The 7,765-nt window shown below is 66.1% G+C and carries 6 protein-coding genes; 4 read left to right on the forward strand and 2 right to left on the reverse strand.

Annotated features, from left to right (window positions below; genetic code table 11):
• Positions 1-41: 41 nt before the first annotated feature.
• From hrpB to C5689_RS17460, 4 genes are all read left to right on the forward strand, one after another.
• Positions 42-2,516 (forward strand): ATP-dependent helicase HrpB, encoded by a 2,475-nt coding sequence (gene hrpB, locus C5689_RS17445; RefSeq protein ID WP_425293407.1) that lies wholly within the window; start codon positions 42-44, stop codon positions 2,514-2,516.
• 64 nt (positions 2,517-2,580) lie between these two features.
• Positions 2,581-3,975, forward strand: a complete 1,395-nt coding sequence (locus tag C5689_RS17450; protein WP_108918510.1) for an MmgE/PrpD family protein — start codon at positions 2,581-2,583, stop codon at positions 3,973-3,975.
• A 73-nt stretch (positions 3,976-4,048) separates the two neighbouring features.
• Complete coding sequence (locus C5689_RS17455) at positions 4,049-4,870, forward strand: phosphosulfolactate synthase (RefSeq protein ID WP_108918511.1); 822 nt, start codon at positions 4,049-4,051, stop codon at positions 4,868-4,870.
• Positions 4,871-5,039: 169 nt separating this feature from the next.
• Positions 5,040-6,548: a Hint domain-containing protein gene (locus C5689_RS17460; protein WP_158271833.1), complete on the forward strand. Its 1,509-nt coding sequence runs from the start codon at positions 5,040-5,042 to the stop codon at positions 6,546-6,548.
• Between the two features lie 24 nt (positions 6,549-6,572).
• On the opposite strand, the gene C5689_RS17465 is transcribed toward C5689_RS17460, so the two are convergent.
• Together C5689_RS17465 and C5689_RS17470 are read right to left on the reverse strand one after the other, a co-directional pair.
• The gene (locus tag C5689_RS17465) at positions 6,573-6,959 is read right to left on the reverse strand and encodes a GtrA family protein (RefSeq protein ID WP_108918513.1); all 387 of its coding nucleotides are present in this window, start codon (positions 6,957-6,959) and stop codon (positions 6,573-6,575) included.
• Positions 6,960-7,034: 75 nt separating this feature from the next.
• Positions 7,035-7,589: a retropepsin-like aspartic protease family protein gene (locus C5689_RS17470; RefSeq protein WP_244594778.1), complete on the reverse strand. Its 555-nt coding sequence runs from the start codon at positions 7,587-7,589 to the stop codon at positions 7,035-7,037.
• Positions 7,590-7,765: the final 176 nt, after the last annotated feature.

Here is a 7,765-nt window from a genome sequence, read left to right on the forward strand (position 1 = left end):
ATCCGTTCGAGCGGAAAGCGCTGTGACGCGCGGACGCTTCCTTGATCGCATTTACCGATAAGCTGCCGATCGACGAGGTTCTGCCGCGCGTGACGGCGGCGCTCGCCCAAGGGCGCAATCTCGTCGTGGTGGCGCCGCCCGGCGCCGGCAAGACGACGCGCATTCCGCTCGCTCTGCTGGACGCCGATTGGGCGAAAGGCGGCAAGATCATCCTGCTCGAGCCGCGTCGGCTCGCCGCGCGCGCCGCCGCCGCGCGCATGGCCGCGAGCCTGCGCGAATCCGTCGGCGATACCGTCGGCCTGCGGATGCGGCTCGAGTCGAAAATCTCCGCGAAGACGCGCGTGGAGGTCGTCACCGAAGGCGTTTTCGCGCGCATGATCCTCGATGATCCCATGCTCGAGGGCGTCGTCGCCGTGCTCTTCGACGAGTTTCACGAGCGCTCGCTCGACGCCGATGTCGGCCTCGCTCTGGCGCTCGACGCGCAAGCGGGGCTGCGCGACGATCTGCGCATCATCGCAATGTCGGCGACGCTCGACGGCGCGCGCGTCGCGGGGTTGATGGGCGGTGCGGAAATCGTCGAGAGCGAGGGCCGCGCCTTTCCTGTGGAGACGCGCTATCTCGGGCGCGACTCCAATGAGCGCCTGGAAGAGGCCGTCATCCGCGCCGTGACGCGCGCGCTGGCGGAGGAGAGGGGCTCGATTCTGGTTTTCCTGCCGGGGCAGGGCGAGATTCAGCGCGTCGCCAACTTTCTCTCCGAGCGGCGCCTTCCCGCAGACGTCGATATAGCGCCGCTGTTCGGCGCCATGGATCGCAAGGAGCAGGACCTCGCCGTCGCGCCCGCCGCGCCGGGACGCCGCAAGGTGACGCTCGCCACCTCCATCGCCGAGACCTCGCTGACCATCGAAGGGGTGCGCGTCGTCATCGACAGCGGCCTCTCGCGCGTCGCGGTCTTCGAGCCCGATCTCGGCCTCACGCGGCTCGAGACCGTGCGCGCGGCGCGGGCCAGCGTCGATCAGCGGCGGGGCAGGGCGGGGCGCACAGAGGCGGGCGTCTGCTATCGCCTGTGGGACGAGGCCGCGACCGTCTCGCTGCCCGCTTTCGCCGCGCCGGAAATCCTCGCCGCCGATCTCTCCGGCCTCGCGCTCGATCTGCGCTCCTGGGGCCTCGACGATCCGGGCAAGCTCGCCTGGCTCGATCCGCCGCCGGCGCCGGCCTGGAAGGAGGCGGTCGCTCTGCTGCGCGCGCTCGGCGCTCTGGACGAGACGGGCGCGCTCACTGCGACCGGCCGCGCGATCCGCTCGCTGCCGCTGGCGCCGCGCCTCGCGCGCATGATCTTGGAGGCGGCGCGCCATGGCGAGGCCGAACGCGCCGCCGATCTCGCTCTGCTGCTCTCCGAGCGCGGGCTCGGTGGGACATCCAGCGATCTCTCGGACCGCCTCGATCGCTTCCGTTCCGACGGCTCGCGCCGCGCTCGCGATGCGCAGCGGCTCGCCGCGAGCTGGGCTAAACAGGCGAAAGCCGCCGTCCGGCGCGAGGCGGAAGCCGATCTCTCCCATGGCGCGCTCATTTCCATGGCCTATCCCGATCGCATCGCCAAAGCGCGCGGCGCCGGCGGCGAATTTCTGATGGCCAATGGCCGCGCCGCCGCCGTGCCGTCGCATGACGTTCTCGCCAAGGCGTCTTTTCTGGCGATCGCCGAGATTACCGGCCGCGCCGCGCAGGCGCGCATTCTCGCCGCTTGCGCGCTCTCGGCCGAAGAGGTGGAGCGCATCGCCGCCGATCGCATCGAGACGCGCGACGAAACAATTTTCGACGCGCAGAGCGCGAGCCTGCGGCGACGGCGTTTCCGCAGGCTCGGGGCGATCCGCCTCGCCGAGCAGAATCTTTCGGTCGAAGCCAGCGAGGAGAATGCGGCCATTCTCGCGCGCGGCGTCGCCGGGCTCGGCGTCGCGCGTCTGCCTTGGAGCAAGGCGCAGGAGCAATTGCGCGACCGCATCGCCTTTCTGCGCCGCGCCGAAGGCGACGATTGGCCGGATGTCAGCGACGAAGGCCTCGCGCAGAGCGTCGAAGATTGGCTCGCGCCTTTCATTCTCGGCCGCGCCAGCGTCGCCGCCATAACGGCCGATGATCTCGGCGCCGCGCTATCGGCGTTGCTCCCCTATGAGTTGACGCGGCGGCTCGACCTCGAGGCGCCCGCCTTTTTCGAGACGCCCGCCGGCTCGCGCCATGCGCTCGATTATTCGGCAGCCAATGGGCCGCTCTTATCGGTGCGCGTGCAGGAGCTGTTCGGCCTCTCTGCGCATCCGGCGCTCGCCAAGGGCCGCGTTCCCTTGACGCTGGAGCTCTTGTCGCCGGCGCATCGCCCCATTCAGACGACGCGCGATCTGCCGGGATTCTGGGCCGGCTCCTGGAGCGAGGTGAAGCGCGAGATGAAGGGCCGCTATCCGCGCCATCCCTGGCCCGACGATCCCGCCGGCGCAGCGCCGACGACGCGGGCGAAGCCGCGAGGGACGTGAGCAAAGACGGCTTGATACTGCCGGCCGGCGCGACAGATACGACGGCCTGCAAGGAATCTCGCCAATGACCGAGGTTCAGACGCTCGCGGAATTCGTCGATCGGGCGCAGCTCGAGGAGATGAGCGAGGCCGCGCTGGGGCAATTGAAAATCCGCGTTCTCGACACGATCGGCGTCGCCATAGGCGCGCTCGACGCGGCTCCGATAAAGGCGATCCGCGAGATGACGCTGGCGCTCGGCGGCGCGCCGATTTCGACGCTCATCGGCGGCGGCAAGACCGCGCCCGATCGCGCCGCCTTCTACAATGGCGCGCTGTCGCGCTATCTCGATTTCATGGACAGCTATCTCGCGCCGGGCGAGACCTGCCATCCCTCCGACAATCTCGGCGCCGTTCTCGCCGCGGCGGAAATGCGCGACGCCAGCGGCGCGGAATTTTTAGCGGCGCTCGCCGTCGCCTATCAGGTGCATACGCGCTTGAGCGATGTCGCGCCGGTGCGGGCGCGCGGCTTCGACCATACGGTGCAGGGCGCTTATGCGGCCGCCGCTGGCGTCGCCAAGGCGCTGCGTCTTTCGCCCGAGCAAATCGCCAACGCCATCGCCATCAGCGGCACGGCGAACAACGCCTTGCGCGTGACCCGCACCGGCGCGCTCTCGCATTGGAAGGGCCTCGCCTATCCCAATACGGCGATGGCGGCGACCCATGCGGCGCTGCTCGCCGCGCATGGTATCACCGGACCGGCGGAAGTTTTCGAAGGCAATAAGGGCTTTGAGGAGACGATCGCCGGGCATTTCGAAATCGATTGGCCGCGCGAGGATTTGGAGAGCGTGACGCGCACGATTCTCAAGAAGCACAATGCCGAGATTCATTCGCAATCGGCGATCGACGCGGCGCTCGACATTCGCGCGCGGCCGGGGTTTTCGGCGGCTTCTGTGCGTGAGGCGCGGCTCGAGACTTTCGCGGTGGCCTTTCAGATCATCGGCGGCGGCGAGGAGGGCGACAAGCGTCTGGTGCGCAATAAGGAGGAGGCCGATCACAGCCTTCCCTATATGCTCGCCGTCGCGCTCATCGACGGCGAGGTGCAGCCGGAACAATATGCGCCGCAGCGCATTCTCGCCGAGGATGTTCAAACGCTGCTGCGCAAGGTGATGATCGCCCCTTCGCCGGAGCTCTCCACTTTGTTTCCGAAATTTTTGCCGGCGCGGCTCGCGATCGAGCTCGAGAATGGGCGCCTGCTCGCCTGTTCGCGCGATGATTATCACGGCTTCTATACCGATCCCTTCGATTGGGAGGCGGCTCGACGAAAATTCGATCGCGTCACGCGCGAGAAGACGAGCGAGATCGAGCGCGACGCCATCGCCAATGTGATCGAGACGCTCGAGCGGCGGCGCGTCGCGGAGCTGACGGGACTGCTCGGGCGGATCGGCGGATCGACGGAGGGAGAGCGACGAATGCGAGCCTGAAGGCTCGCAGTCCAGGGAGCGCATTGGACCGCGAGCCTTCAGGCTCGCACTCGAGCACATTAGGGGAAACGCCATGGCAGAGACGACATTTTCCTTCATTCCCCGCGCCGCGCGCACGGCCAAGCCGCGCCAGCGCGGGCTCACCGAAATTCGCGGGCCTTATTACAGCGCCTATGGAAAACGGCATCTCGCCGATCTCTTCGAAACGATGGGCCCCTGGATCGACGGCGTGAAATATGCCGGCGGCTCCTTCGCACTGATGCCGCCCGAGGCGGTGCGGAGCTTCAACAAGACCGCGCATGACCATGGCGCCTATATCTCGACCGGCGGCTGGCTGGAGAATGTGATGCGCTTCGGCCCCGACGCCATCGGCCGCTATATCGAGGAAGCGAAATCGCTCGGCTTCGATGTGGTGGAGATATCGGCGGGCTTCGTCAGCCTGCCGACCGACAGCCTGCTGCGGCTGGTGCGCATGGTGAAGAAGGCGGGGCTCAAGGCCAAGCCCGAGGTCGGCATTCAATTCGGCGCCGGCGGCGATACTTCGGCGGCGGAATTGGAGGCGGAGGGAACGCGCGACGTCTCCTGGCTCATCGCGCAGGCCGAGCGCGCACTCGACGCCGGCGCCGACATCATCATGATCGAGAGCGAAGGGATCACCGAGAATGTGAAGCGCTGGCGCACTGATGTCGCTGCGCACGTGATCGACAAGCTCGGGCTCGAGAAAGTGATGTTCGAGGCCGCCGATCCGCCAGTCTTCGAATGGTACGTCAAGAATTACGGCAATGAGGTCAATCTCTTCGTCGACCATTCGCAGATCGTGCAATTGGAGGCGCTGCGCCAGGGCATTTGGGGCACGAAGAGCACTTGGGGCCGCATTCAGAATGTCGGCGGGTGAGGAGGCCGCGACGGGACGTACGAGTTGCAACGGATTGATAGGCTGCAACTTGCGGTTTATAAAAAGACTCAAATCAAGCTTTATTTCGATTATCGGATTTAATTCGAGGTTTCGGTCGAGACAAACGTCTCCCATTCTTCTGGATTTTAGTCCTCTCTGTAGTGTTGGTATGGTGATCAAGATGGGCACTTCTACAGTAAATTATACGATTCCCGCCAATGTGGCGGAGGGAACTCCCGGCATCGACGTCACGCTCAATCTGACTTACGCCGATGCGGTCAATTCCGACGGCTCGCACACCGTGACGAGCGCGACCGGGACCTACACCGTCAACGGAACGGTCTATAATGTTGTCGGCGTCGTCGACCCGAGCGGATCGCCCGAGGGCGCCGACAATCATTTCTGGCCGGGCGGCGATGGGCCGAATGGCGCCTATGTCGATTACAGCGGCGTCAATTTCATTACCGATTATCCCGCCGCCAATGGCAATCAGACCGGCGGAAACGGCAGCTATGTCGGACCCAATGTCGATCTCTACTATGATCCGCGCCAACAGTCCTATCTGCAGGACACGGGCGTTCAGAAGAGTCCGCTCGCCGCGACCAATTTCAGCGCGACCGTGACCTGCTTCGTCACTGGCACACGCATTCGAACGACGCGCGGCGAAATTGCTGTCGAGAATCTTCGCGTCGGCGATCTCGTCGTGACGACGGAAGGGCGCGAACGTCCGATCGTGTGGATCGGCCATCGCAAGATCGATTGCACGGGGCGCGCGCAGCCGCGCGACGCCTGGCCGGTGCGCATCGCGGCGGGCGCTTTCGGCGAAAATCGCCCGGCGCGCGATCTCTATGTGTCGCCCGGCCACGGGCTCTGCGTCGAATGCGTCGGCGAGGCGCTGATTCACGCGCAAAGCCTCGTCAATGGCGCGACGATCACCCGCGTCCCGGTCGAGACGGTCGATTATTGGCATGTCGAACTGGAAAGCCATGATATTCTGATCGCCGAAAATCTGCCCTCCGAGAGTTATAGCGCGACTGGCGAGCGTGGATTCTTTCTCCATATGCAAGGTTCGCCGGCGTCGGAGCGGCGCCTCGACTCCGACTTCTGCCGTCCCTTCGCTTCACCGGCGATGATCGCGGCCGTGCGCGAGCGGCTCGTGGCTCGCGCCGAGCGTTCGGGCTATTCGCGCGAATTCGATCCCGACGTGCGGCTTCTGGTCGATGGCGCGGAGATCGCTCCGATCCGCGCCAATGGCTCGGCGATCTTCTCGTTTCCGCGTGCGGCGCAGGACATTCGGCTCGTCTCGACGAGCTTCGTTCCGGCCGATGATTCAGGGCTCGGCGGCGACACGCGCCGGCTCGGCGTCTCGCTGAGCGGCCTCGTGGCGACCGACGGTCGCGAGATCGCGCGCATTCCGTTCGATGACCCGCAGCTCGCCGCTTTCTTCCATCCCGAGGAGGCGAGCGAGCAACGCCCCTGGCGCTGGACTCTCGAAGAGGGGCTCGCGCTGCCGCCGTCGCTCTTCGCGCAATTGAGCGGCGCGCAGATCGCGCTGGTCGTCGCTTATAATTGCGATGAGATGCGCGGCTGGGCGCCGCCTCTGTCGCAACGCGAGGCGGAGGAGCGCGCGCTTCGCGGCGTCGACGTCTTGATCGCCGAGGGCCGTGAGGCGGCCTGACGATCATGGCGCAGGATCGGCCGGTCAGGCCGGCCCTGCGCGGAAGGTCCACAGGCGGTTGCCGAGATAGGACCAGAAGAAGACGATCCCCGTGGTGACGATCTGCGCCGGAAGATAGGGAGCGCCCATGCGTTCGATGAAGAGATTCATGAATCCATAGGTGAGGCAGAAGCCGACGAAGGCGACGAGGGCGAAACGCCATGTCGTTTCTTCATGCGGGCGGTCGCTCTCGAATGTGTGACGGCGATTGAGGATGTAGGAGACGATTCCGCCGGAGAGATAGCCGGCGAGCGCGCCCGGCACCGGCGGCCAGGCCAAAAGCTCGACGAGCCCGACGAGCACGCCATAATGGAGCGCGGTCGCGACGACGCCCACCAGAGCGAAGACGGAGAGCTGGCGGGGGAGCGACATGCGCGGACAATCGCATGTTTTCCGCTCCCGCGCGAGAGGCCGGGCCCACGGATGAGACCGGGAGGCGCTCCGCGCCTACTGACGCAGAACCAGCTTTCCGTTTCCCGCCTCGATACGGGACAGGCGCGACAGAAAGGTCATGCCGAGCAGGCTGGCGCCGAGGGCGCCGCGCTCGGCCACATAGGCGTCGACGTCGCGCAGCGCGACCTGACCGAGACGGGCCTCGCGCAGCTTCACCCGCGCCATATGGGCGACGCCATTTGCGGTCTGGGCGGGATATTTGAAATCCGCGGGCGCCGGCAGACAGCCGATCGCTGCGGCGTCTTCATAGGACAGCACGACCGTGCTCGCGCCCGTGTCCACCAGCATTCGGACGCGCTGGCCTTCGATTTCGACATTGGCGGAATATTGGCCGAGACGATCGGCGGGAATGATCGCCTCGCCGATCACGGCGTTCGGCGTCGCCGGCGCGACGGGCGCATAGGCGCGCATCGGGGCGGCATATTCCGCCTGAGGGCGGTAGGGCGCCGTTTTGGCCTGCACCTGGGTGAGAATGTGAACGAGCGATTGAGAGGCGACGAGCGTGAAAAATGCCCCGCCGATGGCGGTGCGGAGGATAGAGCTGGACATCGGCATGGTCCCTGAACGCCGGCGACACACCGCCGGCCACGGAGGGCAGACTAGCCGAGGGACCCTGATCAATACTTAAGCAGACCGTGTGGAAACGCTTCGCCGTGAGCAGAAGCCGCCGTTCAGTGGCTGGCGACAGCGGGTTTTCGTGCCGCCGGTGGAAATCTCGCCCCTCG

Source organism: Methylosinus sporium, assembly GCF_003113265.1.
GTDB lineage: Bacteria > Pseudomonadota > Alphaproteobacteria > Rhizobiales > Beijerinckiaceae > Methylosinus > Methylosinus sporium.

What these genes read in the sequence shown, in the direction of transcription:
- C5689_RS17450 (WP_108918510.1), top strand. Translation starts at nt 2,581, where the DNA reads ATGACCGAGGTTCAGACGCTCGCGGAATTCGTCGATCGGGCGCAGCTC.
- C5689_RS17455 (WP_108918511.1), top strand. Translation starts at nt 4,049, where the DNA reads ATGGCAGAGACGACATTTTCCTTCATTCCCCGCGCCGCGCGCACGGCC.
- C5689_RS17460 (WP_158271833.1), top strand. Translation starts at nt 5,040, where the DNA reads ATGGTGATCAAGATGGGCACTTCTACAGTAAATTATACGATTCCCGCC.
- C5689_RS17465 (WP_108918513.1), bottom strand. Translation starts at nt 6,959, where the DNA reads ATGTCGCTCCCCCGCCAGCTCTCCGTCTTCGCTCTGGTGGGCGTCGTC.
- C5689_RS17470 (WP_244594778.1), bottom strand. Translation starts at nt 7,589, where the DNA reads ATGTCCAGCTCTATCCTCCGCACCGCCATCGGCGGGGCATTTTTCACG.